Origin of the sequence: Brevundimonas viscosa (assembly GCF_900116065.1) — a bacterium.
GTDB classification, from domain to species: Bacteria; Pseudomonadota; Alphaproteobacteria; order Caulobacterales; family Caulobacteraceae; genus Brevundimonas; species Brevundimonas viscosa.
On sequence record NZ_FOZV01000009.1, the window covers coordinates 81956 to 107895 of the forward strand.

General features: G+C 66.1%; 33 protein-coding genes and 1 tRNA gene. 18 read left to right on the plus strand and 16 right to left on the minus strand.

Features of this window, described 5'->3' with window-relative positions; translation table 11 throughout:
• Positions 1-93 precede the first annotated feature (93 nt).
• Positions 94-465 (minus strand): flagellar biosynthesis regulator FlaF, encoded by a 372-nt coding sequence (gene flaF, locus BM333_RS14050; protein ID WP_092313056.1) that lies wholly within the window; start codon positions 463-465, stop codon positions 94-96.
• Positions 425-847 carry a flagellar biosynthesis repressor FlbT gene (gene flbT / locus BM333_RS14055; RefSeq protein ID WP_092313059.1) on the minus strand — a complete coding sequence of 141 codons (423 nt, stop codon included), beginning with the start codon at positions 845-847 and terminating at the stop codon, positions 425-427. Before flbT ends, flaF begins: the two co-directional genes overlap by 41 nt.
• Before the next feature lie 129 nt (positions 848-976).
• On the opposite strand from flbT, the gene BM333_RS14060 reads away from it, so the two are divergent.
• Genes BM333_RS14060 through BM333_RS14070 form a run of 3 tightly spaced genes read left to right on the plus strand, consistent with a single transcriptional unit; the run spans position 977 to position 3516 of the window.
• A complete protein-coding gene (locus BM333_RS14060) occupies positions 977-2755 on the plus strand; it encodes a tetratricopeptide repeat protein (RefSeq protein WP_092313062.1) in 1779 nt (592 codons plus the stop codon).
• Between the two features lie 53 nt (positions 2756-2808).
• Complete coding sequence (locus tag BM333_RS14065) at positions 2809-3291, plus strand: hypothetical protein (protein WP_092313065.1); 483 nt, start codon at positions 2809-2811, stop codon at positions 3289-3291.
• 9 nt (positions 3292-3300) lie between these two features.
• A complete protein-coding gene (locus BM333_RS14070) occupies positions 3301-3516 on the plus strand; it encodes a hypothetical protein (RefSeq protein WP_092313068.1) in 216 nt (71 codons plus the stop codon).
• Between the two features lie 69 nt (positions 3517-3585).
• Here BM333_RS14070 and cysS read toward each other — a convergent pair whose 3' ends face one another.
• A complete protein-coding gene (cysS, locus tag BM333_RS14075) occupies positions 3586-4995 on the minus strand; it encodes a cysteine--tRNA ligase (protein ID WP_092313071.1) in 1410 nt (469 codons plus the stop codon).
• Positions 4996-5141: 146 nt separating this feature from the next.
• On the opposite strand from cysS, the gene folE reads away from it, so the two are divergent.
• The gene (folE, locus tag BM333_RS14080; RefSeq protein ID WP_092313074.1) at positions 5142-5759 is read left to right on the plus strand and encodes a GTP cyclohydrolase I FolE; all 618 of its coding nucleotides are present in this window, start codon (positions 5142-5144) and stop codon (positions 5757-5759) included.
• Positions 5760-5918: 159 nt separating this feature from the next.
• Positions 5919-6362, plus strand: a complete 444-nt coding sequence (locus BM333_RS14085; protein ID WP_092313148.1) for an ExbD/TolR family protein — start codon at positions 5919-5921, stop codon at positions 6360-6362.
• A 97-nt stretch (positions 6363-6459) separates the two neighbouring features.
• Here BM333_RS14085 and BM333_RS14090 read toward each other — a convergent pair whose 3' ends face one another.
• The 4 genes from BM333_RS14090 to BM333_RS14105 are packed head-to-tail and all read right to left on the minus strand — an operon-like array spanning position 6460 to position 9646.
• Complete coding sequence (locus BM333_RS14090) at positions 6460-7344, minus strand: MotE family protein (RefSeq protein WP_245777290.1); 885 nt, start codon at positions 7342-7344, stop codon at positions 6460-6462.
• Positions 7345-7359: 15 nt separating this feature from the next.
• Positions 7360-7914 carry a DUF6468 domain-containing protein gene (locus BM333_RS14095; protein ID WP_092313079.1) on the minus strand — a complete coding sequence of 185 codons (555 nt, stop codon included), beginning with the start codon at positions 7912-7914 and terminating at the stop codon, positions 7360-7362.
• Positions 7914-8981, minus strand: a complete 1068-nt coding sequence (gene fliM / locus BM333_RS14100) for a flagellar motor switch protein FliM (protein WP_092313081.1) — start codon at positions 8979-8981, stop codon at positions 7914-7916. Before fliM ends, BM333_RS14095 begins: the two co-directional genes overlap by 1 nt.
• A gap of 2 nt (positions 8982-8983) precedes the next feature.
• Positions 8984-9646 (minus strand): flagellar basal body-associated FliL family protein, encoded by a 663-nt coding sequence (locus BM333_RS14105; protein ID WP_245777291.1) that lies wholly within the window; start codon positions 9644-9646, stop codon positions 8984-8986.
• Between the two features lie 146 nt (positions 9647-9792).
• Between BM333_RS14105 and flgF the strand changes: the two genes are divergently transcribed.
• The 8 genes from flgF to BM333_RS14145 all read left to right on the plus strand — a co-directional run bounded on the left by flgF (position 9793) and on the right by BM333_RS14145 (position 16107).
• Positions 9793-10530 (plus strand): flagellar basal-body rod protein FlgF, encoded by a 738-nt coding sequence (gene flgF, locus BM333_RS14110; protein WP_092313086.1) that lies wholly within the window; start codon positions 9793-9795, stop codon positions 10528-10530.
• A 14-nt stretch (positions 10531-10544) separates the two neighbouring features.
• The gene (gene flgG, locus BM333_RS14115) at positions 10545-11333 is read left to right on the plus strand and encodes a flagellar basal-body rod protein FlgG (protein WP_092313088.1); all 789 of its coding nucleotides are present in this window, start codon (positions 10545-10547) and stop codon (positions 11331-11333) included.
• Entirely contained in the window at positions 11330-11920 is a 591-nt protein-coding gene (locus BM333_RS14120) for a flagella basal body P-ring formation protein FlgA (RefSeq protein ID WP_092313091.1), read from the plus strand. The genes flgG and BM333_RS14120 overlap by 4 nt, the downstream gene beginning before the upstream one ends.
• Before the next feature lie 14 nt (positions 11921-11934).
• A complete protein-coding gene (gene flgH, locus BM333_RS14125; RefSeq protein ID WP_092313094.1) occupies positions 11935-12669 on the plus strand; it encodes a flagellar basal body L-ring protein FlgH in 735 nt (244 codons plus the stop codon).
• Positions 12670-12791: 122 nt separating this feature from the next.
• On the plus strand, positions 12792-13262 hold the full coding sequence (locus tag BM333_RS14130; RefSeq protein ID WP_092313097.1) for a hypothetical protein: 471 nt from the start codon (positions 12792-12794) through the stop codon (positions 13260-13262).
• A 32-nt stretch (positions 13263-13294) separates the two neighbouring features.
• Positions 13295-13741, plus strand: a complete 447-nt coding sequence (locus BM333_RS14135) for a hypothetical protein (RefSeq protein WP_245777292.1) — start codon at positions 13295-13297, stop codon at positions 13739-13741.
• Positions 13742-13754: 13 nt separating this feature from the next.
• On the plus strand, positions 13755-14255 hold the full coding sequence (locus BM333_RS14140; RefSeq protein ID WP_092313100.1) for a P-loop NTPase family protein: 501 nt from the start codon (positions 13755-13757) through the stop codon (positions 14253-14255).
• A gap of 49 nt (positions 14256-14304) precedes the next feature.
• Entirely contained in the window at positions 14305-16107 is a 1803-nt protein-coding gene (locus tag BM333_RS14145) for a DUF885 domain-containing protein (RefSeq protein WP_092313103.1), read from the plus strand.
• Between the two features lie 3 nt (positions 16108-16110).
• Here the strand turns inward: BM333_RS14145 and BM333_RS14150 are convergent, their stop codons facing one another.
• On the minus strand, positions 16111-16455 hold the full coding sequence (locus BM333_RS14150) for an MmcQ/YjbR family DNA-binding protein (RefSeq protein WP_092313106.1): 345 nt from the start codon (positions 16453-16455) through the stop codon (positions 16111-16113).
• Between the two features lie 2 nt (positions 16456-16457).
• Positions 16458-17120: a peptide-methionine (S)-S-oxide reductase MsrA gene (gene msrA / locus BM333_RS14155; RefSeq protein WP_092313109.1), complete on the minus strand. Its 663-nt coding sequence runs from the start codon at positions 17118-17120 to the stop codon at positions 16458-16460.
• 132 nt (positions 17121-17252) lie between these two features.
• On the opposite strand from msrA, the gene BM333_RS14160 reads away from it, so the two are divergent.
• From BM333_RS14160 to BM333_RS14165, 3 genes are all read left to right on the plus strand, one after another.
• Positions 17253-17342: transfer RNA gene (locus BM333_RS14160), tRNA-Ser, on the plus strand.
• 216 nt (positions 17343-17558) lie between these two features.
• Positions 17559-18482 (plus strand): hypothetical protein, encoded by a 924-nt coding sequence (locus BM333_RS15730; protein WP_143105839.1) that lies wholly within the window; start codon positions 17559-17561, stop codon positions 18480-18482.
• On the plus strand, positions 18479-18991 hold the full coding sequence (locus BM333_RS14165; protein WP_092313112.1) for a hypothetical protein: 513 nt from the start codon (positions 18479-18481) through the stop codon (positions 18989-18991). Before BM333_RS15730 ends, BM333_RS14165 begins: the two co-directional genes overlap by 4 nt.
• 77 nt (positions 18992-19068) lie before the next feature.
• Here BM333_RS14165 and BM333_RS14170 read toward each other — a convergent pair whose 3' ends face one another.
• The 6 genes from BM333_RS14170 to BM333_RS14180 all read right to left on the minus strand — a co-directional run bounded on the left by BM333_RS14170 (position 19069) and on the right by BM333_RS14180 (position 23474).
• Complete coding sequence (locus BM333_RS14170) at positions 19069-19653, minus strand: recombinase family protein (RefSeq protein WP_092313115.1); 585 nt, start codon at positions 19651-19653, stop codon at positions 19069-19071.
• 123 nt (positions 19654-19776) lie between these two features.
• Positions 19777-20745 carry an SIR2 family protein gene (locus tag BM333_RS15735; protein ID WP_143105840.1) on the minus strand — a complete coding sequence of 323 codons (969 nt, stop codon included), beginning with the start codon at positions 20743-20745 and terminating at the stop codon, positions 19777-19779.
• 5 nt (positions 20746-20750) lie between these two features.
• Complete coding sequence (locus BM333_RS14175) at positions 20751-21200, minus strand: Ros/MucR family transcriptional regulator (RefSeq protein ID WP_092313118.1); 450 nt, start codon at positions 21198-21200, stop codon at positions 20751-20753.
• A gap of 281 nt (positions 21201-21481) precedes the next feature.
• A complete protein-coding gene (locus BM333_RS15740; protein WP_143105841.1) occupies positions 21482-22075 on the minus strand; it encodes a hypothetical protein in 594 nt (197 codons plus the stop codon).
• 367 nt (positions 22076-22442) lie between these two features.
• Positions 22443-22634 (minus strand): hypothetical protein, encoded by a 192-nt coding sequence (locus BM333_RS15745; RefSeq protein WP_143105842.1) that lies wholly within the window; start codon positions 22632-22634, stop codon positions 22443-22445.
• 111 nt (positions 22635-22745) lie between these two features.
• On the minus strand, positions 22746-23474 hold the full coding sequence (locus BM333_RS14180; RefSeq protein ID WP_092313121.1) for an SOS response-associated peptidase: 729 nt from the start codon (positions 23472-23474) through the stop codon (positions 22746-22748).
• Between the two features lie 323 nt (positions 23475-23797).
• On the opposite strand from BM333_RS14180, the gene BM333_RS14185 reads away from it, so the two are divergent.
• Positions 23798-25063, plus strand: a complete 1266-nt coding sequence (locus BM333_RS14185) for a TadE/TadG family type IV pilus assembly protein (protein WP_143105843.1) — start codon at positions 23798-23800, stop codon at positions 25061-25063.
• An 87-nt stretch (positions 25064-25150) separates the two neighbouring features.
• On the opposite strand, the gene BM333_RS14190 is transcribed toward BM333_RS14185, so the two are convergent.
• Positions 25151-25696 (minus strand): hypothetical protein, encoded by a 546-nt coding sequence (locus BM333_RS14190; RefSeq protein ID WP_092313127.1) that lies wholly within the window; start codon positions 25694-25696, stop codon positions 25151-25153.
• A gap of 78 nt (positions 25697-25774) precedes the next feature.
• Between BM333_RS14190 and BM333_RS16355 the strand changes: the two genes are divergently transcribed.
• On the plus strand, positions 25775-25940 hold a 166-nt coding region (locus BM333_RS16355), incomplete at its 3' end, for a helix-turn-helix domain-containing protein (RefSeq protein ID WP_092313154.1).

The window sequence follows — 25940 nt, forward strand, 5'->3', positions numbered from 1 at the left end:
GTCGCTTCTTTTCCGATGGATAGCTCGGTTGCCCGGCCGACACCGGGCGGCAGGTTCCGCCGCGGGAGGTCGAACTTGCCTAGCGGGACGGGGTCAGGCGGCCTGCGCCGGAGCCCCGGGTCCGGCAAGCCCCTGCATGATCGTGCGATTGATGTCGATGAGGGGCTCGAAGTCCTCCTCGCCGCGCATCACGGCCGACGAGTGCCGGCCGACGAACAGGCTGATCGAGATGATCCGGGCCCGAAGGGCCTGGTCCATGCCATTGTCGGGGCTGGCGCAGTCGGTAGCCAGCGCCGACCACAGCCGCCGGTTCCAGTCGAGCGCGTCGATGCGGGTGGCGATGTCCGATGCATCCACCGTGGCGGCGTGCATCAGCGCCCGGGTCACCTGCCCGAACAGCCGGTACTCCATCTCACGCGGGTTCTCAGCCCGGGTGGCGGCCGCCTTGTACGCCTGAAGCGACATTCACCAGACCTTCCTCGTAATCCACTATCTTTCGGGCCGCCATCAGCGCCTTGTAATACTCGCGCCCCATTACGAACCGGGACGCGGCGACGCAGTCGGCCAGCACGGCGGGGTTGCGCGTGGCCCCCATGAACTCGGTCAGACGAATGGCGAACTCGTCGTAGAGTTTCGGCGCCGCAGCCTCGTCGAGGTACATCATCATGACCGGGAAGTAGATTCGCTTCGCCGGCGTGTTGGCGTCCTCGGGCTGGAGAATATCCTTCTCGCGCAGGACGCTGGCCTTGTTCTGCAGGATCAGAACACCGCGACGGTCGCCGTTCTGGACGACGGCGCCATTCAGGACGAATTTTTCGCCCGGCTTGAGCGACAGCTTCAGCGGCATCTCGGCGGGTTCCCCTCGAGCCCGGCCGAAAGTTAGGAAGCCGGGAACGAACGCAGATTAAACAGACGTGGTTAACCGTCTCTTGTGACCGGTCCGCGAGCCTCGTGCCGCCGCCGGAGGAACTCACCGATGTCCGCTGCCGAGATATCTCCCGAACAGATCCACGCTCCGGCTCCGGCCGCGCAGGGCGTCGCCGGCGACGCCGCTTCGCCGGACGCCCTGCGCCGGCTGAACCGGCAGCTGGCGGGGACGAAGGCCGCCAAGGTCCAGCGCAAGGTCGCCGAGAAGCTGAAGGCGGCGGTGGCCGCCGTACGCGCGGGCGATTTCGACCTCGGCGGCCGGCGCGCCCTCGACGCCCTGCGGATGGACGAAACCAGCGGCGTGGCGTGGCATGTGCTGGCCATCTGCCGGGAGAAGTCCGGAGCCTTCGGCCAGGCGCTGCAGGCCTACGAGGCGGCGCTGAAGCTGTTGCCTCACGAGACCGATGTGGCCCAGGACCTGGGTCGTCTGGCCCAGCAACTGGGCTACCTTGAGATCGCCGAGAAGCTGCTGCTGAAGTTCCTCGCAGCCCATCCGGGCCACATCGAGGCGACCAACAATCTCGCCTGCGTCCTGCGCGAGCAGAAGCGCTATGGCGACGCGGTCGAGACGCTGCGAGCGATGCTGGCCGTGGAGCCGGAATCGCCGGTGCTGTGGAACACGCTGGGCACGGTCCTGAGCGACCAGGGTGACATGGTTACGGCCCTGACCTTCTTCGAGGAATCGCTGAGACTGAACCCGGCCTTCGCCAAGGCCCGCTACAACCGGGCCAACGCGCGGCAGCCGATGGGCGATGCGGCCGGGGCGCTGGAGGATCTCGAAGCGGCGCTGCCGGGGGCCGAAAGCCCCTACGAGAAGGCCATGATGAACATGGCGCGGGCTCTGCTGTTGATGGCGCTCGGCCGGATTCCGGAGGGTTTCAACGCCTATGAAGTCCGGCTGGACCGGCACCTCCCCGAGGCCCTGCAGGTGGCGGTCGAAGCCCCGCGATGGGATCCGGAGAAGGACGACATCCGGGGCGAGCGCCTGCTGATCATCGGCGAGCAGGGCATCGCCGACGAAATGGTGTTCGGAACCTGCGTGGGGGACGCGGTCGAGGCTGTCGGCCCCGAAGGCAAGGTCATCCTCGCCGTGGAGCCCCGCCTGATCGGCCTGTTCCAGCGATCCTTCCCCGGCGTCGAGGTCGGGGCCCACCGGACAGTGAAGCTGGAGGGGCGCATCACCCGCTACGCGCCCTTCGTCGAGGCGCGGGAAGACGGGGTCGACCGCTGGACGCCGATGGCCTCGCTGCTGGCGGTGTTCCGGCCGACGCTGGACCTCTTCCCGGAGCGCCGCGGCTATCTGTCGGCGGATCCGCAACGGATGGCGCACTGGCGAGGTGAACTCGAGCAGTTGGGCCCCGGCCTGAAGGTCGGTCTGCACTGGAAGAGTCTGGTGCTGAACGGATCGCGGGCGCGGTACTTCTCCAGTTTCGAGCGCTGGAAGCCGGTGCTGACCACGCCCGGAACGGTGATGGTGAACCTGCAGTGCGGCGATGTGTCCGAAGACCTGGCGGCAGCGGAAGCCGCCGGAGTGCGGATATGGACGCCGCCGATCAACCTCAAGGACGACCTTGAGGACGTCGCCGCGCTTTCGGTGGCGCTTGACCTGGTGATCGGGCCCGGAATCGCCGGGACCAACCTCGCCGCGGCTGTGGGCGCGAACACGTGGATGATCGCCGCGCCTGACGACTGGCACTTCCTCGGGACCGACCGGTACCCCTTCTATCCCCACCTGCGCTTCTTCCGACGCGAGGCCTTCGACGAGTGGGAGAAGACCATCGGACGGATTCGGATGGCGCTGGAGGAACTGACGGCGGCGCGCGGCTGAGGCACGGAACGCCGCCTGACCGGGAGGCGTTGATCGGGCGAAGGAGCTTCGCCATGCCCGAGATCGACGACAACGGCCCCGACGACCAGGACTTCTCCGAAGTGTTCGACGAAGACAATTTCGACGAAGCCGACGGCGGAGCGCCGACCAACGAGTTCAAGACCTTCGAGGAACTGCCGGAGGTCCTGGACGTAACCCGGGCGGTCGGCGACGCAGACGACGAGGACTCCGAGGAGGATGTGGAGACCCTCGACGAGGGCGATCTCGACATCGATGACGAACTCACCGCCACGGGAGTGGAGCCGGAGGCCGACCCTCTCTATGGCGTCGACAGCCCGCGGGTCGCCGAGATCGACGCCGGCGGCGGTGACCTCCGCACGCACGACGAGGTCGAGCTGGTCTACGCCGGCCTCATGGAAGACGTGCGCGGAGCCCAGGCCAGCGCCGCCCATTGGGAAGCGAAGCGCCTTTCCGACGACGATATCGCCGACCTGGGCTACGGCCCCGATGGCGATGAAGATCATCCCTCAAGCTGAGGAGCGAACATGACCAACCTGCCTCACGGCCATAACCCCGATCACCAGCAGGCGCCCGCCGACGACGTGCCCCATGCCCGCAAGGCCGCGCCCGAAACCGGGAAGCCGGATCAGCTCTGCGAAGAGGAACGCATGGCGGAGAGCCGCCAGGAGGCGCTTGTCGACGAAGGGGTCGAGGAGACCTTTCCGGCCAGCGATCCGGTAGCGGCGAAGCGGATCACCTGACGGTTACGCGCTTCTGACCTTCGGGACTCTGAAAGGGCGAGGGAACGTCTCGGGAGTCCCGCTTTCCAGTCAGCCTTTCAGCCGCCATGTCGGCCCCTGCGGTCCGTCCATGACGACGACGCTCAGGGCGTTCAGGCGATCACGGATGCGGTCGGCCTCGGGCCAGTCCTTCGCGGCCCGGGCGGCCGCGCGCTGTTCGAGCAGCGCCTCCACCTCGGTTCTCAGGTCATCCGGCACGTCGCCCTCAAGCCAGGCCGCCGGATCGCTCTGCAGCACCCCGAGCAGCGCCGCGGAGGCGACCAGTTGCCCCTTCGCCGCGGCGACGGCGGCCGTATCGCCTGCGGTCATGCCCCGTTCGATCTCGCTGGACAGGCTGAACAGCACAGCCATGGCGCCCGGCGTGTTGAGATCGTCCTCGATCGCCTTGAGAAATTCGGCCGGCGGCGCGTCGGTCGTGGACTCCACCGCGGCGGCGCGATGCAGGGCGCCGTAAAGACGGTCCAGCGACTTGCGGCTCTGCTCCAGCAGCGCCTGGTTCCAGTCAAGCGGCTGACGGTAGTGGGCCGACAGCAACGCCCAGCGCACCACCTCTCCCGGGATGGACTGAACCAGGTCGTGCAGCAGCAGGACGTTGCCCAGCGACTTGGACATCTTCTCGGCGTCCATGGTCAGGAAGCCGTTGTGCATCCAGTAGCGGCTGTACTCCGCATGGGCCCCCGCCTCATGGGCGTGGCCGTGGGCGCAGACGCCCTGGGCGATCTCGTTCTCGTGGTGCGGAAAGACCAGATCGATGCCGCCGCCGTGGATGTCGATGGGCAGGCCCAGCGTCTCCTCGATCATGGCCGAGCATTCGATGTGCCAGCCGGGGCGGCCCTCGCCCCAGGGCGACGGCCACGACGGCTCGCCTTCCTTCGAGGGTTTCCACAGGACGAAGTCGTGGGGGTTCTTCTTGTAGGGCGCGACCTCGACGCGGGCGCCGGCGATCATGTCGTCGAGGTTGCGGCCCGACAGACGGCCGTAGGTCTCGTAGGAGGAGACGTCGAACAGCACATGGCCTTCAGCGGCGTAGGCGCAGCCGTGGTCCATGATGGCGCCGATCTGGGCGACGATGGCGGCCATGTGGTCGGTGACGTGCGGCGCGATGTCGGGCGGCGAGACGTTGAGCCGGGCCATGTCCTCAAGATAGGCGGCCTCGTAGCGGGCTGTGACCTCGCCGATCGGCACGCCTTCCTTCGCGGCCTTGGCGTTGATCTTGTCGTCCACGTCGGTGACGTTGCGGGCGTAGATCACCTTGTCCGCGCCGTAGGTGCGGCGCAGCAGCCGGACCAGCACGTCGAACACCACCGGCGGGCGCGCATTGCCGATATGGGCGTAGTCGTAGACGGTCGGGCCGCAGACATAGAGCGTCACCCGGCCCGGATCGCGCGGCTCGAAGACGCGCTTCTCGCGCTGCAGGGTGTCATGGATCGTCAGCGGCATCGGCTGCGGGGCCTTGAGTTTTCTTGCGATACGGGCGGGATCGCCCATATAGCCGCCTTGCCGCATACTCGACAGGGTTTCGGCCGAGAATAGAGGGAGAGCTGTGGGCTTCATCGCGCGCTTTCCCGCCGCCTGAAGGATCGAGAATGAGCGTCACCCCCGTCAAGCCCGTGCTGGTCGGCGACAACGACGAGATCAAACGCCCCAGCCGCGAACAGGCGCTGGACGCGGTGCGGACCCTGCTCGCCTGGGCCGGGGACGACCCCGATCGCGAAGGGCTGAAGGACACGCCCAAGCGGGTGGTCGACGCCTATGCCGAATGGTTCGACGGCTACGACGCCGACGCGGCGAAGGAACTGAGCCGGACGTTCGAGGACGTGCAGGGCTACGACGACATGGTCCTGCTGCGCGACATCGAGGTGGAGAGCCACTGCGAGCACCACATGGCTCCGTTTCTCGGCAAGGCCTACGTCGCCTACATCCCGGACGAGAAGGTGGTCGGCATCAGCAAGCTGGCGCGGGTGGTCGAGATCTACGCGCGCCGCCTGCAGACCCAGGAAGTCCTGACCAACCAGATCGCCGAGGCCATCGAATCGAATCTGCAGCCGCGGGGCGTGGCCATCCTGATCGACGCCGAGCACCAGTGCATGACCACCCGCGGTGTGCACCATCGCCACGTTTCGACCATCACAACGCGCTTCACTGGCGTCTTCAAGTCCGACGCGGCGCTCAAGGACCGGTTTCTGAAGCTGGCGAGGGGCTGAGGCTTCCCGCGCCGGGCGAATTCCGCCTCCCCGGCGGCGCTCCGGAACCGCAACGTGGCCGAAGCCGCTTTACAAGGCGGTTCCGGGACGCCAAGACACGGACCGAAGCTTTCAGCGACGCTCGCCGCATGATGCGCGGGCCTGATGGAGATCTCGCGCATGGGCGCCAAACTTTCGGGACCGGGCGGCGGCAAGGCCCACACGATCGAGCAGAACTCGGACATCAACGTCACGCCGTTCGTCGACATCATGCTGGTGCTGCTGATCATCTTCATGGTCGCCGCGCCGCTGGCCACCGTGTCGATCCGCCTCGACCTGCCGCCGGCCACGCCGCCGGATCCCAGCGAGAATCCGAAGGAGCCGGTCTACATCACCATCCAGGAAAGCGGCTCGATCTTCCTGGCCGACCGCCAGTCCGCCATCGAGACGCTGCCGGCCGACGCCTGCACCGCCCTGGGCGGCGGCTTCCCGGCGTGCAAGGAAGAGCGCATCTTCGTCCGCGCCCAGCCCGAGGTGAAGTACAACCAGTTCATGGAAGTCATGAACACCCTGCAGGAGAACGGCTTCTACAAGGTCGGCCTGCTGAACGAGGACATCGAATAGGCGTCACGCCCGTTCGGAGACATGAAGGGCCGCGTCCGGGAAGGACGCGGCCCTTTCTCGTTGGATGTCAGTCAGCCCCGGCCGGAGAGGTCTGCGCCTACTCTACCGACTGGCGGGGCTGGGCCGGAGCGGCGGGCGCGGGGGCCGACGGCTGGTAGGGGCGTTCGCCTGCAGGCTCGGGCTGCGCCGGCGCCGGAGAGGGCGTGCGAGCCGCGGGTCGCGGCGCCGGTCGGCGGGCCGGGGGCCGGGCGGCGGGGCGTGCCGCCGGCGGAGGCGTGGTCCCGGCCGCGGGCTGGGCGGCCGGCGCAGCCGGGGCGGCTGCCGGCGCAGGCTCCGCCTCGGCCGCGGCTACGGCCGCACGGGCGGCGCGCTGCTGCCCCTCGAACCGACGGGCCAGCTTCTCCGTCAGTTCGCGGGCGGCGGCGGGGTCCATCTGGGCCATGACGGCGGCGAGAGCGCGAGGGCGCATGGCGGCGGCGACGGGCAGACGGACGTCGTCGTCCAGCGAACCGAACACGCGCGCCGCGTCGCGCGGCCGCATGGCGGAGTAGACGGCGACCAGCCGGTCGAGCTCGGCCTTCTCCCGCTCGTCGACCTGCCCGAGCAGCTGCTCGACCTCCCCCTTCACGGTCTGGAGCGCCTGCACCCGTGCGTCCAGCTTCTGCTCCGCCGCCGCCAGCAGCGGCAGCATGGAGGCCAGGTCGGCGTCACGGGCGTCCAGTTCGGTGCGACGCTGGGACAGGGACTGGATGACGCGCAGCTCGGCGGGCGAGATGCCGGCCTGCTGGGCGAGTTGCTCGGGTGTCAGGGCGCAGACCGCCGGCGGCGCAGCCGATGCGGCGCCGGACCCGGCGGCCGGAACCGCCTCCTCGGCCCAGGCCTGCGCCCCCTCGAACAGCTCCGGAGCGACGCCGGCGGCGCGCACCGCGACCACCCCGCCGATGGCGACGGCGACGAGCGGCAGGAGACGGGGAATCTTCATGATCGGCTACTCGGATCAGGCGGCGAACAGGTCTTCGTCGAGACTACGACGCGCGCGGTTGAGGCTTCGCTTCGCCGATTGGTTAGCGGTCAACGCGCCGACGATGGCGGCGACGTTGTCCCGGCCGGCCGGACGGGCGGGCGCGGCCAGACCCTGGATGCGGTCGGCGAGGGCGGCCATGCGACGGGCGCGCTCCTCGTCCGCGGACGGACCGGGAACGGCGGCCGGACGGACCGCCGTCGCCGGCGGGGTCGGGGCGGCTGCGACGGGAGCCGCGGACGGAGCGACGACCGGCGCCGGAGCGCGGGCGATCAGGGTCTCCAGCTGGGCCTTGACCTCGCGCGCCTTGATGATGCGGTCGTGCAGCAGGTCGGTCTCCTGCCCCGAGGCCCGCAGCGACGCCAGGGCGGCCTCGGCCCGACCCGCGGCGGCGTTCAGCTCCGTCACCGCCGAGGCGAACGCCTGCTGACCAGCGCGCAGGGCGCCGAGCTTCTTCTCCAGACGGACGCCGTAGCCGAGCGCGGCGACCAGCAGCAGCATCAGCACGCCATCGAGGATCATTCCGGTCATCAGCGTCTTCCCTTCATCAGACTGGAGGCGGCCTCGACGTTCACCGGCGCCTCGACCCGGACAGCGATGTGCTGACCCTTGCGGCCCATGCGACCCACCGTCAGCGGGATGGCGCCGGCGCGGACCGAAACCTCGGAGTCCGGCGTGGCGTTGAGCATCAGGGTGTCGCCGACCTTGAGGTCGAGCACCCTGGAGAGCGGCAGCTGCTGCTCGTCGAGGACCGCGCGAACCTCCGTGCCGGTGGTCCAGAGTTCGGTGGCGAGGTGGCCTTCCCAGATGTTGTCGCGGCCGAACTTCTCGCCCATGAACTGCTGGAGCAGCATCTTCCGGATGGGTTCCAGGGTGGCGTAGGGCAGCAGCAGCTCGATGCGCCCGCCGCGATCCTCCATGTCGATGCGCAGCTTGACCAGGATGGCGGCGTTGGCGGGCCGGGCGATGGCGGCGAAGCGGGGATTGGTCTCCAGCCGATCGAGGTTGAAGTGCACCGGGGTCAGCGGCTCGAAGGCGGCGCGGGCGTCGTTGAGCACGACCTCGATCATCCGCTGCACCAGCACCCGCTCGATGGTGGTGTAGGGCCGCCCCTCGATGCGCAGGGCGGCGGTGCCGCGCCGGCCGCCCAACAGCACGTCGACGATGGAGTAGATCAGGTTGGAGTCGACCGTCAGGAGGCCGTAGTTGTCCAGTTCCTCGGCCCGGAACACCGCCAGGATGGCCGGTAGAGGGATGGAGTTCAGATAGTCGCCGAAGCGGATCGAGGAGATGTTGTCGAGGCTGACCTCGACGTTGTCCGAAGTGAAGTTGCGCAGGGAGGTCGTCATCAGCCGCACGAGGCGGTCGAAGACGATCTCGAGCATCGGCAGGCGCTCATAGCTGACGAGCGCGGAGTTGATGATGGCGCGGATGCCCGAGCGTTCGGAGGCGTCGTCCTCGCCCAGATCGAAGCCGAGCAGGCTGTCGATCTCGTCCTGGTTCAGCACCCTCTCGCCCAGCGCGGGCCGCTCGTCCATCGGGGGCTCCAGCGGCTCGGCGAACGGATCGGCGGCGTCAGCGAAGGCGGCGTCGCTCATCCCTACTGCACCAGCATTTCTTCGATCAGCACAGCGTCGACCTCGCCGGGGGCGGCGATCAGGTTGACGCGACGCAGGATCTCGGCGCGCAGCTGGAAGCTGCCGGCCGAGCCGGCGAGGTCCTCGGGCCTGAGCTCGCGCAGGAAGCCCTGGAACATGTCCTGCATCCGCGGCATCTCGGCCTGCAGGTGCTCGGCGAGCGCGTAGTCATGCATCTCGAGCGTGAGCTTCAGCTTCAGGAAGGTCGGCCGTCCGTCAGCCGACTGGATGTTCACCACCATATCCGGCAGGGCGTAGAAGACCACGCCGTCCGGCCCCTCGGAGATCACCCCGAGCGAAGCGTCTGCTTCGCCGCCGCCGCCGCCGTGACCGCCTTTCTTCTCGGCCTTCTTCTCGTGGCCGCCCTTCTTCGGCGCGGCATGGTCGCCCGCCTCCGCCGACTTCGGCTGCATGAGCAGGAAGGCCGCGCCGCCGCCGCCGCCGAGCACCAGCAGGGCGGCGGGGATGACGATGAACAGCAGCGGCAGCTTCTTCTTCGCGGGCGCAGCCTCGCCCTCGCCGCCCTCGCCGTCCGCGACGGCGGGCAGATTGGCGTCGTCGCCCTTCCCGCCCTTCTTCTTGCCGAACTTCAGCATGCCGCGACGCCCCGAGAATCTCAGGGTCATTCCAGCCGGGTTTGGTTAACGACCCGTTTAGAACCGGCAAATCCTGCCGGGCGCCGGAGCCAGCTTCGCCGCTGGAATGCCCGCTGCGACTGGATTCGGCCCCCTGGCACGGGGGTTGCGACATGGACCGGCGAAAGGAGCCGCCCGTGGAAAACGCCGCCTACGCCGGACTGTCCCGCCAGATGACGCTGCGCCGCGAGCTCGACGTGGTGGCCAACAACATCGCCAATGCGGATACCACCGGGTTCAAGGTCGAACAGCTGCTGGTCGGCGCCGAGGTCGGCGAGCGGGCCCGCAACGCCTTCGTGCGGCCCGGCGTCAGCTTCGTGCTCGATAACGGCGTCGGTCGCGACTACGGCCAGGGCGCGCTGGAGCAGACCGGCCGGACCCTGGACTTCGCCATCGAGGGCGAGGGCGCCTTCTTCAAGGTGCAGGACGGTGCGGGCGAAGCCTACACCCGGGACGGCGCCTTCACCCTCGACCCGGAGGGCCGGCTGACCACGCAAGCCGGACAGGCGGTGCTGGGCGACGCCGGCGAGATCATTCTCGACCGCACCCTGGGCGAGCCGCAGGTCGGCGCGGACGGCACGATCAGCCAGAACGGGCAGCCGGTCGGCCGCCTTTCGGTGGTGCGCTTCGCCACCCTGGGGGTGCTCGAGAAGGGCGGCGACGGCCTGTACCGCAACGCCTCCAACGCCGCCGCCGTCGAGGCCAACGACGCCCGCATCCGGCAAGGCATGCTGGAAGGGTCCAACGTCAATCCGATCCTCGAGATCACCAACCTCATCGAGATCCAGCGCGCCTACGAGAGCGTGACGCGGATGATCGAGAACACCAACGACCTGTCGCGCCGCTCGGTCGAGCGGCTGGGCCGGGTTTCGTAAGGGAGAGCTGAGACATGCGCGCGCTCAGAACCGCCGCCTCGGGCATGGCCGCCCAGCAGCTGAACGTCGAGGTCATCTCGAACAACATCGCCAACATGAACACGGTCGGGTTCAAGCGTCAGCGGGCCGAGTTCCAGGACCTGCTGTACCAGAACGTCGAACGGATGGGGGCGCAGTCCTCCAGCCAGGGGACTGTGGTGCCGACCGGCATCCAGATCGGCGCCGGGGTGAAGGCGGGGGCTGTCTATCGCGTCACCGAACAGGGGACCCCGACCCAGACCGGCGGCCGCTACGACATGGCCATCGACGGCCGCGGCTATTTCCAGATCCTGCTGCCCTCCGGGGAGACCGCCTACACCCGCGCCGGCAACTTCGCGGTCAACGGCGAGGGACAGCTGGTCACCGACGACGGCTATGCGGTGCAGCCCAACATCGCCATCCCGCAGGACGCGGTCGACATCTCGATCTCCAAGTCGGGCCAGGTGCAGGTGATCACCCAGGGCGAGCCGGAGCCGCAGATCGTCGGGCAGCTGGAGCTGGCCAGCTTCTTCAACGAGGCCGGACTGGAAGCGGTCGGCGACAACCTGCTGCTGGAGACGGCGGCCTCGGGGCCCGCCAACGTCGGCACGCCGGGCGAGGTCGGGTTCGGCGAGATCCTGCACGGCTACACCGAGGCCTCGAACGTCGACGCCGTGGCCGAGATCAGCGCCCTGATCATCGCCCAGCGCGCCTACGAGATGAACTCCAAGGTCATCACCACCGCCGACCAGATGCTGTCGGTCAGCGCGCAGGTGAAGTCGTGAGGGCTCTGATCCTCGGCGCGGCCGCCGCCCTGCTGGTCGCGGCTCCGGCGCTGGCCGGACCGGTGAGCCTGAAGGCCAATCCGGTCGACATCGACGGCGCGGTGACGCTGGGCGACGTCTTCGACGGCGCCGGCTCCGCCGCCGGCGTGGTGGTCGGCCGCCGCTCGGGCCCGTCGGTGGTGTTCGAGGCCGGCCAGCTGCAGGCCATGGCCCGGCAGGCGGGGCTGGACTGGACCAATCCCAACGGCCTGCGCCGCGTGGTCGTGCGCCACGCCGCGGCCGCTCCGGCCGACGCCGGCTCGCCGACGACCGCCGCCGCGCCGGTCGCGGCGTCGTTCGCCCCGGCCCCGCGTCGCAGCGCCTACGCCGACCGGATCATCAGCCGCAACGACATCGTCGAGGTGCTCTACGAGGCCGACGGCCTGCGCCTGACCATCTCGGGCCGGGCCGAGGGCGCCGCCGCCGAGGGCCAGCGGCTGGCCATCCGCAATCTGCAGTCCGGGCGAATCTTCGACGCCGTCGCCGTCGCCCCCGGCCGGGCCGTCGCCGGTCCCGCCGCCCGCACCCACCAGTTCGCCGCCCGCTAGAGGGAAGAGTACCCATGCGCACCGCCCTGACCGTCGCCGCCGCCGCCTTGTCGCTGACCGCCTGCTCAACCGCCGTCGAGGCGGTGCGCGGGCCGGAACTGGCTCCGATCGGCTATCCCGCCGCCCTGGTGCCGACCAGCCAGACCTACCTCCCCTCCCCCGAGCAACAGCGCGCCGATCGCGCCGCCAGCGCCAACAGCCTGTGGCGCGTCGGGGCCCGGACCTTCTTCGGCGACCAGCGCGCCCGGCACGTCGGCGACATCCTGACCGTCGACATCAACATCGACGACCGCGCCCAGACCCAGAACTCGACCCAGCGCAGCCGCTCCAACGACATCTCCGGGGGCGTCACCAACCTGTTCGGCCTCGAGACCAGCCTCGGCCGCGCCTTCCCGGGCGGCTTCGACGCCGGCAACATGATCGGCATGGAGGGCGAGTCCAACGCGAGCGGCTCCGGCACGGTGAACCGCTCCGAACGGGTCAATCTGACCATCGCCGCCGTCGTCACCGACGTGCTGGCCAACGGCAACCTGGTGATCCAGGGTCGGCAGGAAGTGCGCACCAACCGCGAGGTGCGCGAACTGACGGTGGCCGGCATCGTCCGGCCCGAGGACATCTCCTCCGCCAACACCATCCGCCACACCCAGATCGCCGAGGCGCGGATCAGTTACGGCGGCCGCGGCGACATCAGCCGGGTGCAGGCGACGCCGGCGGCCCAGTCCCTGGTGGAGCGCTTCAGCCCCTTCTAGGGGCGGCGTAGGGGCTCGCGATAAATCGGCAACAGATCAAGGCGCGGTTGGAATTCGCCGAAGCGGGGCCGTGAACCCTTGCGGAAGAGCAGCGTTTGCCGGGTCAGACGCGAGTACTCTTCATGTTCCGGTTCGCCATCCCCGCCGTCGCCGCCCTAGGGCTGATCGCCGCCGCCGCCCAGTCGGGCGCGACGAACTCCGCGTCGCCGCCGGCCGCTGACGGCATGGGCTGGCATCTGAGCCATGAGGGGTCGATGGCCAAGCTCGCCTACGGCCTGCCCAATTCGGATCAACTTGCGCTGATGATGACCTGCGAGCCGGGGCGTCCGACCGCGACCGTCTACGGCGACGTCCAGCCCGACAGTCCGCGCCTCGTTCATGCGTCGAGCGGACCCGCGGAAATCGATCCGCTGGGCGGCGGCCTGCTCGACGAGACCCGCATTCCGACCGCCGATCCGGTCCTTCGACGACTGGTCCGGACTGGAACATTGGCGGTCGACGGCGACGGGGGTAGGTTCGAGCTGACCGCCACCTCGAAGGAGCGCCGGCTGATCGGCGAGTTCTTCGCCTGGTGCGGCGGAAACCAGGCCTGACTCCTTCGCGGGCAGGCGACAGGGGCTGGACCATGATCGACCTGCTCGCCGCCGGGGCGCTGATGTTGTCGGCCGGACAGACACGCGCCGAAACACCGCCGGACGCCGGCTGGACGTGGACGCTCTACGCCGAGGAGTCGCCGATCGTCCTGGCCGATGAAGTGCCCGACACGGCGCACCTCCGCGCCACGCTCGAGTGCGAGCCCGGTCAGAGCGTCGCTCACCTGACGCTGTACGGCGGCGAGGACGGCGGCGGCATGGCCCGCGTCACGGCTGGCGACGCCACAGCCGTGGCCGAAGCCAGCGCCGCCAGGGCCGGCGGCCTGAGGCTCGCCCTGCGCACGGATCATCCGGTGTTTGCGGCCTTCGGGGTGGACGGGCAGCTGACCGTGACGGCGGGGGAGCGTCGACGGATCGTCGAGGTGGCGCCGGCGCATCTTGCCAAGCTGCGCCGGTTCGCAGAACTCTGCTCCGGCTGAACCGGAGACCCGGATGCGCATCCGCGCCCCACTGTCGGTGCTGATCGGGACGGCGGCGCTCGCCGCCTGCGCCGGCACGCCGCCCTCCGTCGACCGCGCGCCGCCGCAACCGCCGCCGGCCCCGACAGAGGGTTACGACTGGATTCTCCACGAGGAAGCCGGCGAGGCCCGACTGGCCTACGGCGCGCCCGAGAGCGACGACCTTCGCATCGCGCTTGACTGCCGCCCCGGCGAAGGGCGCCTTGAGGTGGTCGCCCTCGCAGCGGCCGACGCGGAGCCCGTGATCCAGCTGGAGTCCGGCGGACAGGCAGGGACGTTCGCGGCCTCCGGGGAAACCGATCTGATCCACGACGGCCTGATTCTCAGCGCCACCGCCCGGACGAACGAGCCCGTTTTCCGACAGTTCCGACACCTCGCCTGGCTGGCGCGATGGCACGACGGGGAACGCGAGGTCTATGTTCCACACGCCGGGTCGGCGGGCCGGATCGAACGCTTCTTCGCCTTCTGCGGTTGACGCCCCGCCTCCCGTCCGGTGCAGTTGCGCCCTTCCGGAGGGGGACTCGATGAAAGCCATACTCGCCGCGGGCGCCGCCGCCCTGCTTCTCGCCGCCGGTCCGGCCATGGCGCAGACCGATCCGCGCCCGGCCGGCACGGTGCGCCAAGCCGCCGATCCGGCGCTCGCATCCGTCCTCGCCGACTACGAGGCCTGGCTGCGCAGCGTGGATCCCGTCACGGCCGGGATGGAGGGCGACGCGGACGCCAAGCGGCGCCTCCCGGACGTCTCCCGGGCTTTCGAGGCGGCGCAGGAGCCGGTGCTGAGCGGCTTGGCCGCGCGCCTTGCGCAGGTCGATCCCGCGCGACTGTCCGAAGACGACCGCCTGAACCACGCCTTCCTCAGCTACGTGCTTCGACGGGCGCTGGACCGCATTCCGCTGGACACCGGCCGCATCGACGCCTTCAGCTCCGAGGGCGGACCGGGCCAGACCGCGGGCTATCTGGCCAGCGTGACGCGCATCGCCGGCCGGGCCGACGCCGAGGCGTGGATCGCCCGCCTCGAGGCCCTGCCGCGCTTCTACGAGGATCAGCTGGCCAGCGCCCGGCGCGGGCTGGAGACCGGCCTGATCCAGCCCCGGCCCACGGTCGAGAACGCCCTGACCCTCATCGAGCCGGAGGCGGCCCTGACCGCCGAAACCGACCCGCTGCTGCGGCCGTTCGAGACCCTTCCCGCCTCCATCCCCCCCGCCGAGCAGGCCGCGCTGCGCGCCCGCGCCGCCCGCGCAGTGGCGGAGGGGATCATGCCGGCCCGGCGCGAATGGGCGCGCTTCCTGCGCGAGGACTACCTGCCGCGGGCGCCCGGGACGCTCGGCCTCGTGCACCGGCCGGGCGGGCGCGAGCTCTACGCCTTCCTGGTGCGCGGCTACACCACCACCGACATGACCCCGGACGAGGTTCACCAGCTGGGGCTCCAGGAAGTCGCCCGCATCCGCGCCCGCATGGAGACCGAGATGCGCGCCGCGGGCTGGACCGGCGATTTCGCCGGCTTCCTCGCCTTCCTGCGCAGCGATCCCCGGTTCTACGCGCCGACCCGCGAGGATCTGCTGGAGAAGGCCTCGGAGATGGCCAAGCGGGCCGACGACGGCCTGCCGGCCCTGTTCGGAACCTTGCCGCGCACCCCTTACGGCGTTCGGCCGGTCCCCCGGGAGATCGAGGCCAACTACACCACGGGCCGCTACTTCCCCGGCTCGATGGAGAACGGGGTGGCCGGCGGCTACATGGTCAACACCTCCGCGCTCGACCAGCGACCGCTCTACGAACTCCCGGCCCTGACCCTTCACGAGGCCGTGCCGGGCCATCACCTGCAGATCGCGCTGCAGCAGGAGGCCGAGGCCGGCCCCTACTTCCGGCGCAGCGTCGACGTCACCGCCTTCACCGAGGGCTGGGGCCTGTACGCCGAATTCCTCGGCGAGGAGATGGACTTCTACCGCACGCCGTACGAACGCTTCGGCCGGCTGAGCTACGAGATGTGGCGCGCCTGCCGGCTGGTCGCCGACACCGGCATCCACTGGCTGGGCTGGGACATCGAACAGGCCCGCGCCTGCTTCCGCGACAACTCGGCGCTGGCCCCGCTGAACATCGAGACCGAGCTGCAGCGCTACATCGGCTGGCCCGGCCAGGCCACGGCCTACAAGATCGGCGAGATCCGCCTGCGCGAGATCCGCGCCCGGGCCGAACGCGAGCTGGGCGACCGTTTCGACGTGCGCCGCTTCCACGACGCCCTGCTCGTCGACGGGCCCCTGCCGCTGGGCCTGCTGGATGCGCGGATGGACCGCTGGATCACCGGGGAGAAGGCGCGGCGGGCGGACTGACCCTCAGGCGAGGCCGAGCGCCGCCCGCTGCGTCTTCGGCAGCTTCGCCGCGATGAGTCCATGCGCGATCGTCAGGTGTTCCGCCAGCTCGTCGTCCGGCCAGTCGGCCGGGTCCTCGAGGTGCACCCACTTCGCCCGCGCCAGATAGGGCGCCGGGCGCGCCCGGCCATCCTCCGTCAGCACCTCGAAGGCGATGTCCGAGACCTTGAACGACAGCCCGCCCAGGCCGCCGACGATGGCGAACATCCTGCCGCCGACCTTGTAGGCGTCGTGATCGTCGCCGAACGGGTGGTCCAGCGTCGCGCCCGGCAGCGCCAGGCAGACCTTGCCGACCCCCGCCCGGTCCATGCTCAGGCCCCCGAATCCGCCATGACGCCGACGCCGATCGGACAGGTCACGCCGGTGCCGCCGATGCCGCAGTAGCCGCCCGGGTTCTTGGCCAGGTAGCCCTGGTGGTAGTCCTCGGCGAACCAGTACGGCCCGGCCGGGACGATCTCGGTGGTGATGGTCCCCTGCCCCGCCGCCGTCAGCGCCGACTGGTAGGCGTCGCGGCTGGCCTCGGCCTCGGCGCGCTGGTCGTCGTCCAGGGTGAAGATGGCCGAGCGGTACTGGGTCCCGACGTCGCCGCCCTGGCGCATGCCCTGGGTGGGGTCGTGGTTTTCCCAGAAGGTCTTCAGCAGTTCGCCGTAGCTGATCTCCTTCGGATTGAAGACCACCTGCACCACCTCGGCGTGGCCGGTGCGGCCCGAGCAGACTTCCTCGTAGGTCGGATTGGGGGTGAAGCCGCCGGCGTAGCCGGCCGAGGTCACCCACACCCCCGGCAGTTGCCAGAACACCCGCTCGACGCCCCAGAAGCAGCCCATGCCGAAGACGGCGGTCTCGAAACCCTCCGGATGCGGGCCTTTCAGCGGCCGGCCGCTGACATAGTGCACCTCGTCGGTGCGAACCGGCTGGTCGCGCCCGGGCAGGGCGGTGTCGGCGGTGGGCATGTCGTGGGTCTTCTGGAACAGCATGGGTCACTCCGGGCGGATCGCTCGCCGCCGATATGGGGCTTCAGGCGGCGCTTGCCGAGGGGGGCCGACTGTTCTAATCAGCGCCCCTCCCGCCGGTCCACTCCCGGCGGGCCTTCCGCCGCGGGTGGATACGGACAGGTGGCCGAGTGGTTGAAGGCGCACGCCTGGAACGCGTGTATAGGTGAAAGCCTATCGAGGGTTCGAATCCCTCTCTGTCCGCCACCGCGTCCCGTTTTTTCCTGTTTTTTTCGCCGCTTACGTGACATCCCCACCCCGCGCCCTAATTTGCGCCCTAGAGGGACTATCCACAGAATGGATTCGAGGCAGCGCTAGACCTGACCGTGGTGACTACGACCGGAACTGACGCAGGCTGCGGGTAGGTTGCGGCCATTCGCAATTTGAAGTTGGATCGGTTCGGGGAATGGGCACGAGGGCATCTTGGAAGTCGCAATCGATTTTTACCTCATCTCGATCCGTCGGAAGCGGAAGCGCGGCTTGAAGCTTCTTCCGTTCCACGACTTCGATGGCAAAGGCACCTCCGGTGTCGCCGAACTCGCCAAATCTCTAATCCCAATGGTGAAGGGGAACTACAAGGGGATTCCGGAAAAGACGATTACGGTCAAAAACCTGAAGACGGACAAGGTCGGGTTCATCGGCACCTTCGAACAGGGTGCCTACGGCCGAGAGGGCGACGTAATCGACGTTACAACAGGCAATTCCGTACTTAAGAAGAAGAAGCATCACGCCGAAAAGATACCGTATTACTTTCGTGTTTACGTTCCGCTTGGGGCGGACAAGGGTTATCTTATTACACAACGTCTTGGCTTGAGCGGCGTAAGCGGAAACCTAAAAAGCATCTTTCGCGAGTATTTCGAGAATGCTCACCCGGAATACATTGTCGATATCCGCTCCCTAGCGCCAGACTTCATCGTTAAGCGCTTTATTAAGGGCGGAGAGCCGCGCTCCGTGACGTTTATAAAGCACTCCATACCCCCCGATTACGCGGACGTAGTATCAGGCAAGTCCGTTCAGTCCGAAGGAAGCATTGAAGTAACTTACAAGTCGAAAGAGAAAGGCTTCTTTCGAAAGAAGGAGGTCGCCAACGCAATCACATCAACCCAAGGTATCAAGTCCGTTTACGCATTCGATGACTTTGAACCCGACGATGTCAAGATGACGGTCGATGTCAACGGCAAGCTCCGCACAATCAGCTTACAAAATCAGCGGAACGTTAGATCATCCTTCGACATCACTGATGATGTGAAGCTTGCCTCTTCTGGATACCCGGCACGCGCAGACGTAGACGCACAGACCGTCATACTTATAAAGGAGCTGGCAAATGCTACCGGCATCAAGATATGACGACCAAGATTGATCTGCGCGATGTGTTTATTGAGCACGTCGCCACATTGCGTGATGAGTCTACCGGCAAGGCATCAAAGCTCGACCTATTCGTCTTCTTCGTTCTTCCCGTCATTATAGGCGGAGGCCTGATGATTTACAGCGAGAACGGCTTTGACTCTACATCAGTCGGAATCTGGATTGGCGCGCTGTCTATTATGGCCGGGCTGATGGTTAACGTTCTGGTTCTGCTATACGCGGTTAAGGCCGTAGGGCCAGGAGAGGCGGAGGTTGAAAAACAGATCACGCTAATAAAGCAGGTCAACGCAAACCTACTTTTTGCCGTACTCATCTCCATAACAGCTATCGTACTTCTATGCATTGCTCCGCTATTCGACGATTTACTGGAGAGACTGGTCAGCGGCGTAATAATTGCGCTTCTTGTGAACTTTACCTTCACTCTGCTTATGACTCTCAAGCGACTGAAGGTTCTCGTGGGGCTCCGATTCAAGGATGGATCGGCGGGATAAGGTAAAAGCCCTGCTATAGACGCCTCACTCCCCCCCTTGGCTCCGTGGAGGAAGGGTGAGGATCAACAGGGGTGGGTCTAACCCTTGGAAAGACGTCGTTCGATCCTTTGGATTGCCGAACGCGTCACGCCGAATTCCCTTGCAAGGGCTCCGAGCGAACCGCCAGCTAGTCGCTTGGCGAATACCTCTATTTGTTGTGCTTCAGTAAGGGCGGCCGGTCGTCCCAACTTAGTCCCGTTCGCTCTTGCGCGCTGAAGCCCTGATTGCGTGCGCTCGATGAGCAAGTCTCGCTCGAACTCTGCCACCGCGGCGATTACGCTCATGGTCATCTTGCCCGCAGGACTAGTTAGGTCGACTCCGCCGAGCGCAAGGCAGTGGACCCTCACTCCAGACACAGACAGCCGCTCGACTGTCGCCCGCACATCCATGGCATTGCGGCCGAGGCGGTCCAGTTTGGTCACAAGCAACACGTCGCCCGGCTCAAGCCGATCAAGCAGGCGGGCGAACTGAGGACGTTCACTGGCCGCGACGGAGCCCGAGATTGTCTCAGTAATGATCCGGTGGTCCGCCAGTTCGAACCCGGCAGCCCTCAACTCTGCCACCTGATTATCGGTGGTCTGGTCCGCGGTGCTGACGCGGCAATAGGCAAACGTACGGCTCACAATCCCCCTCCTGTATCGAAACTCAGGTTCGGAATTGTAGCTGTATCGTAATTGCCTGCAAGCTAGTTTTCGCTACGGGCTGCGGTGGTGAATCGAAAACGGTCAATTCCGATGCAGAAGCGATCAGCGCTCGAAAATCTCGGGGAACTCATCGAACAACTCCGCGCCGGTTCCGTCGAAGGGCCTAAAGTCATCAAACCTATGCGCGATCCGTTGCACGGCCTGCTGTCGCATACCCTTAGTAGTGCAATAGACGGGGCACGAAACTGTCGCGTTTCCGAAGACCTTATCGACGTTAGTTTCAGCGAATCCGAATCCTATGCTGACTATCTGCTCTGCGTGGCGAGAAATGTCGTAGAGCCGACGAAGTTCATCGTGCGTCATCGGCTCCGTGAACGTGCGGATAGCTTGTCCACACGCTTCGAGTCTTACTGCCGAGCCGAATGGCACCTTGCAATCTGACTCATGAACTCCATCGCCTAGTGAGCCAAAGACATGATGGATATGAATCCTCGAGAGAGCCTTTGCCGCATCGCTTGGCGGTAAACCTACGACGTACCTAAGGTAGGCGTAAAAGTATTTCTCGATGCACCGATCATAGTTGAAGGTGACGAATGAGACGGATGTAAGCGCATCCACAAACCGGTCAGCGCTGGGGACTCCGATGGTCGTTCGGACCAAGCGTGCTAGCCAAGTGTCTCTGCATCGCCAAAGACCTGCTCTCGCCGCCTCCCTGTCGTGATTATCGAAGGCAAGCGGCGACTCGGCCTCTGCTGACAAAATAGCATTGGCTATGGCCATCTTGCCGATTTCGACAATCGGTCTCTGATGACCTCTCTGGCCAAGGATATCGTCAATCGTCGAAGCGCCGATAAGCCCATCTCGCAGAGCCAAAGCCGCGCCAACGTCCTCTTGGGCCAGCCCACGCCCAACTCTCCGTGCCAGCGCTCCGCGGAGTGCTCCGTCGTCCCTGTGGTGTGGGCCGAAGCTCTCATCCAGTTGGGCATAGATGAGCTCAGCGAGACCGCGCCCGAGAGGCAGACCGAAGTCCGCGCTCGCTCCAGCCCCGACAATGATCGTCGTTTGCTTCATCAGGGTTAGCGAGACTTGGGCTTAGCGGAGACCTTCGCCCTCCGTCCCTTTTGGCCAAGCCCTAGATTCTTGGCCATCTGGCTCCGAGCGGCGCTGTAGTTCGGGGCTACCATCGGATAATCCGCCGGCAGCCCATGCTTCTCACGGTACTCAACGGGGCTGAGCCCTCTTACCGTCAGGTGTCGCTTCAGCGTCTTGTAGGGCCGACCATCTTCAAAGCTGATCAGGGTATCCGGCGTGATCGACTTTCGGATTTCGGCCTTGGTTTTAGGCGTGATGGATTCTGCAGGCTCCTGTTCCGTCTGAGCGGTGGTCAAGGGGCTGAGCGTAGCGAACGTGTCTCGGATCAGCTTCTGAAAGTCTTCAGGGTCGAGCCGAACGTTCGTATTGGACACATAGGCAGCCGCAAGTTCGACCGTCATCCCGCGAAGTTCGTTCAGTTCGTCCTCAGCCATATCTCTCTCCAAGACTCACCAGCACCCGACCGTGCCCCTAGTCTTTGGGAGGATCAATGGCTGTTGAACTTCAGCAATCTCACCCGCCACCACCTTTCCCCGAGAGAGCTATAAGTCGCCACAGAATGCAGCCTCCCGTGAGGGACGTTGCAAACGTTGCACTGGCTTGCCCCCTCCAGGCAGAAGCGGCCATGCTGAATGTCGCCTCAGGCTGGCAAGCAGAAGCCCGGTCGCTTCATCGAGACAGGGCCAACTCTTCGACTTTCAGCGCGCTCTGATCCTCAATCCGCGTGAGGGTCGAACCATCGCCGGATAAGGCGCATCTGGGCCTGCCAGATTGCCTCGTCGTCCTTACCGCCCCCGAGACCCAGACTCCGAGCAAGCTTGTAGAAGCCTTCGCTGGGGCGGCCCGAAGATTTGAGAACAACTAGCGCGGATATGAGAAAACCTTCCCTTTCAAAACTTTCTTTGCTTAGACCGTCAAGAGCCGCGCCAATTAGCCGGCGGTCGTGCGGATTGCTACTCGAAAGGCCGACGCCCTCCATGACCTTCTTGTACTCAATGGAGTGTGGCCCATTGTGCCAAATGATGTCGCGCAGAGGCTCTTTTAGATCGTCGATCCGGGCACTTCGCGCTTCGAGCGCCTCTCTAATAGACGCGAGGGTCACCCCTTTTACCTTGTGATCGCCACAGGCGACAACGATTTCCGCCAGCTTCCCTTGTCGGACGTGCGCCCGCACCGTTGTCTGCTCGTAGCCGAGAGCATCGGCAGCAATCGAGATTGGGACGAGAATGGACTTGGCTGCCCGCTCATCGAACCTTCCGAGCTCGACATACTCTTCCGCCGACCAGTTCTGCGCTTTTCGATCACCCACAGAAGCCTCCCTTTACGTTATATCGATATGGATATCACGATTGTGCGTATCTCGCAAGCGAAGACTGATTCATGCCCTAGGTTTGCCTCGCGCCCCTAAGGAGAACCGAACCGACGCATTCCTTGGAAGCGCCCGAAACTCGACGAACCCGGAGCAGCCTAGCCGCCTGCATGGCGCCGTTCGATCCCACAGGCTGAAGTCGCTGCCCTTCTCGCGCTCGATCCGCTCAAGGTTGGCCTGCATCTTCAGCCCGCAGGATGTGCAGACGGTGATCACATCCCATCGCTCCGCGCGCATCCATCGGACGGTTGGGCAGGCGGTTCGCCAGTCTGAGATTGTGTAACGATCCGGATTCCGTCGGCCCATGTCAGGCGGCAGGCAGGCTCTGTCGCAGCTTGCCTAGCTCAATCTCTGCACAAAGGCGCTGGACGATGCCCGGCTCGGCACGCTCGATTTCCCGAAGCAGGGAGCCAAGCCCGGCCCGTCCGTCTGCGCTCCTGAGGTCCACACCTTTGAGCACCTTTGCGAGCCCTTCGGCATCGCACACAGTCTGATCCATCACGGTCGCTCCAACTCTGAGCCAACCGACCCGGAAGCGATCTAGGAGACCGCCAGAGCGCGCAGCAAGAGAAATGTTCCGCATTCGTTCTGCCGCTGTGGATGAGCCCTGTTATTCGGCCCCATCCTTCTTCGCACCCCTCGCCACCACCTTGAGGGAGCCGTCTGGCAGGGGTCTTTGCAGGGACTTCGCCTCCTCCCAAGGGGCGCGTAGCCATGTCTCACGCTCCTCCTCGGTGGTGAGGATCACAGGCATGGCCTTGGGGTGAAACTCAGCCACCTCAGCGTTGGCGTCGGTGGTCAGGAAGGCGAAGAGATCGCAGACCTCCCAACCCTTGCTGATCTTGCGGACGCAGCCCCATTCCCGCGTCCAGACACCGGCGAAGAAGGCCAACGGTCGATCCTCGCCAAGGGCAAACCACACAGGCGCAGGACCGCGGTTCACTTGGTCGGGCTCGCTGAAGGCGCTGAAGGGTACGAGACACCTGGCCTCCGGCTTGAGATAGGGCTTCCAGTGGGCGCTGTTGGTGTTCCGGACATTGGTGGTCCCGCCATCCGGCTCCATCCGCAGGAGTTCGTCAAAGTCGACTTCCTTGCCTTTCGCCCTCAGTTTGTCTGCCCGCTTCACGGCAGCGTCGAAGATCGCCTTCTTCGAACTCGGCATGCCCCAACGCGCCATCCGAAGCTCACGCGATCCGTCCTCAGTCAGGCGGATGATCGGAGCGGGGTAGTCAGGGAAGATTCCCGGCAAGGGTGGGAAGTTGCCGACCTCCGGCGTCATGGCATCGACCATCTGCCGAATGCCGGCTTGGTGTTTGGAGAGGCTGTAGAGGTTGCACATGAGCGGCAGCGTCTCACGGCTCCGCTACGATTGGGAGCCCGGTGGTTTGACGAGTTCCAGCAATCTTACCTGCCGCCCCCTTTCCCTGAGGAAGCTAGAACGCGCCACAAAATCCTTCCTCGCGTGAGGGCCGTTGCAAGCGTTGCACTGGCTTGGGCTCCTCGGCCGGAAGCCGACGTGCTGAGTGTCACCTGAGGGTGGACAGCGGAAGTTCCATCGCCTGCCAGACATCTCCAGCGTTGTGTTAAACGCCCGACATTAAGAGAAAACCAGACCTTAGCACTTCGCAGTTCAGATGAGCGGCGACGAAGGAGTTCAACTCGTTGGCCGCCACGAACACACCATTCCAAATGCTGGCGAAGTTCGTCCGAACTCTGCTCTGGGCGGATGAGGGCACGATTGCGCTTAAGTTCGCCTTGGTCGGCCCCGCAATCATCATGCTGGGCGCGGGTGGCATGGACCTAATGGCGGTGAACTCCGCCAAGGGACGCCTGCAGGCCATCGCCGACGCCGCCGCGCTCGTTGCCGCGCCCTCCCTTTCGCTGGCGAGCGATGGCTCGACGGCCCGGGAGCGCGCCGATGCTTTTGTCAAAGGGCAGATTTCTGAATGGGGCGATGCGCCGTCCTACGAGGCGACCTACGAGGTTCTCGACCGGGGCGGTCAGCGGGCGATCCGCGTTCTGATCGAGGCGAACCGCCCTTCCTTCTTCGCAAACCTGCTGCCGCCGGGCGGATGGGATTTCATCGCGGATGCGACGGCCTCCACGGCCGGGCTGGTGCCGTTGTGTGTGCTGGTCACGGGTTCCTCCGGCTCGAAACTCCTCAACATCAAGGATTCGGGGCGGATGAACGCGCCCGCCTGCATGGTTCACTCGAACCGTGACATCGACGTGGAAGGGGGCGGCATCTCTGCCGCTGCGACACAGGCGGTGACGACGGCGCGCGGCTTCATCAGCCCGGCCGGCAACAATGGCGCCGCGCCTATCGAGGATCCGTTCACCTCCCTCGATCTGGATTTGTCCAAAAAGGCCGACTGCACGCCGGCCGAGAAAGGAAAGCCGCTCAAGGTCTCGAGCGGCACCCACTACATCCCTCCGGGCAAGCACTGCGCGGGGATCGACGCCTCTGGCACGGCGCGGCTTATCCTTGACTCGGGCGAGCACTTCTTTCTGGGCGGCCACCTGACGGTCAAGGAGGACGCTCGTCTTGAGGGGTCGGACGTTGTCCTGTTCTTCGACAAAGCCTCCAAGTTCGACTTCAAGGACCGCGCCCTCATACGCCTCGACGGGAGGAAAGAGGGACCATATGCGGGGATCGTCATGGGGGGCACCCGGGACAACACGCAGGACTTCATCATCTCCGCGGACCACGTCGACAGCCTTCTTGGCGTGATCTACGTCCCCTCCGCCCAGCTCATCGTGGAGGGCAAGTCCGATGTTGCGCGCGACAGCGCCTGGACCGTCATCGTCGCCCGGTCCGTGCAGCTGAAGGGCTCGCCCTCGCTGTTCATCAATGCCAACTACGACGCCAGCGATGTGCCGGTGCCGGCCGGGGTCGGACCACGGGGCGGTGCTCGTTTGATTCAGTAGGAGTGACGGAGGGATTGTCCGCAACGGGTCGGAAGCTCCCTTTGGCCGTATTGCCGTAAGCAGACCCTTGAAGAGCGGACGTAGGCCTTAGCGAACGCAGACCTCATTCCAAGCGGTAGCGAAATCGGGGACCTGACTTTCCAGCCACGTGAACTCCGCGGTGCCCGCAGAGATGAAGTGCTCGTACCCGCTGTAGCCACCGGCGCGGCTCTTAGCGTTCACCTCCCCGCAAACAGCCTTTGTTCCGCTCGGCTGCAGAACAACGTTCACGTTCCGAAAGCGGGCGGAGCCGGGGTCGACCAGCTTGTCCTTCACTCGAGACATGGCGGAGCCCATGACAGCCGCATCGGAATAGGCTGGGTCGCGAGGCCGATCACGAGCATCGCCCTCAGCGAGAAGCGCCTGTACTTCAGCGCCCTCCCGCATGACAGTGGCAACACCCTTCGCTGCGCCTACACCTGCAGCGTACAGACCCCACAGCACCAGCGCCAACACGCCTAGGCAGCCTACGCCTGCAACGTACATCTCCGTCTTCGCTTGGAGCTTCTGGCTCTTGTCGAGGCGCGACAGTCGGGGGGCGAACTCAGCTTCAGGAGTTGCCTCCGCCTCCGGCTCGATCCTCCCCTCCGTCATGCAACCCTCCCGATATCCCAATCTGGGATATTCCATTTCGGGTTCTACCGGAAGCGTCGTTCTTCGAAGGCGGCGCAGATGGTCAAATCGATCAAGGCAGAGGCCTATCAGGCGATCCTGCCCATCCTTGCGTCTGCTCGTCTTGAGGCAGGTCTGACACAAGCCGAAGTCGCCGCCCGCTTAGGAAAGCCGCAGTCGTACATCTCCAAGGTCGAACAGGGGGAACGCCGGCTGGATGTGGTCG